Raw genomic sequence first — 1,044 nt, 5'->3', positions numbered from 1 at the left:
ACCCACTGCCTCGCGGCCATGAGGCTTTCAAATGAACCCTTCGGGTAGGCTGGGCGGTACTTGAGCGTTTTGAAGAGGCTTTCGCTGAAGGGGTTGTCATTGCTGCACGCGGGCCGGCTGAACGATGGGACCACGCCGAGCTTTTGCAGCGTTGCGAGCATCGTGGCGCCCTTCATCGGACTGCCGTTGTCGGAGTGCAGCACCACCTGCTTTGGCGCGATGTTTTCGCGCATACAAATATCGCGCATCACCTCGCTGGCCAGCTCGCTGCTTTCCGATTCGTAGACCTGCCAGCCGACGATCTTGCGGCTGTAGATATCCATGAACAGGTACAGATAGAAGTAGATCCCCATGACCGGCGTCGGCAGATAGGTGATGTCCCAACTAAACAGCTGGCCCGGTGCCGTTGCCACCAGCGCACGCGGCTTGTGGCGCGGTTTGGCCGGCTTTTCGGCCCCACGGTGCTTGAGCTGGTTTGCCGCTTTCAGCAAGCGATAGAAGGTCGACTCCGAGGCGACGTACTCGCCCTGGTCGACCAGCCGTGGCACGATCTGGCTTGGAGGGAGGTGGCCGAATTCGGGTGAATTGGCGATCTCGAGCACGCGCTCGCGTTCCAAATCGCTCAGGCGGTTCTTGGGGGTCTGCACCCGAGCCGGTCGTCGGTCACAAGCGCCTTCAGCCTTGTCGTTCTGCCAGCGCTGCAAGGTACGCTCGCTCAGCATAATCACTTCGCAAGCCCGCCACTGGCGCGCGCCGGCAACGACCGCCTCGGCCACCAAAGCCATCACTTGGTCGCGCTGCGGGAGGTCGGTCATCATTCCTCGTCCTCCCACAGCGCGCGGAACTTTTTTTGCAGGATCAGCAACGCGGCCGCCTCCGCCAACGCGCCATTCTTGCGCACAATCTCGCGCTCGAGCTTTGCAACCTTGTCCTTCAAAGTGCGCATTTCGCGCACTCCCGTTGCCGGCTCTTTTACCTCCACGCAGAAAGCAGCTTCCCAGCTGGTCAGGTGATGGGGGAATATGCCGTGCTCGCGGCACCACG

Annotated in this window: 1 protein-coding gene and 1 pseudogene; both read right to left on the bottom strand. The window is 61.4% G+C overall.

Going from position 1 to position 1,044, the window contains the following annotated elements; genetic code table 11:
• Positions 1–818, bottom strand: an 818-nt coding sequence (locus ACP7D4_RS28095) for an IS3 family transposase (RefSeq protein WP_426212723.1), incomplete at its 3' end; no start/stop codon positions are given.
• Positions 815–1,044, bottom strand: a pseudogene (locus tag ACP7D4_RS28090) (transposase); the annotation flags it as partial. The gene ACP7D4_RS28095 and the pseudogene ACP7D4_RS28090, both read right to left, overlap by 4 nt.

It is taken from the genome of Massilia sp. TWP1-3-3, from assembly GCF_049897805.1.
Classification (GTDB): Bacteria; Pseudomonadota; Gammaproteobacteria; order Burkholderiales; family Burkholderiaceae_D; genus Telluria_A.
Note: the sequence above shows the minus strand (reverse complement) of the source record. Positions and strands in the feature narration are given on the sequence as shown.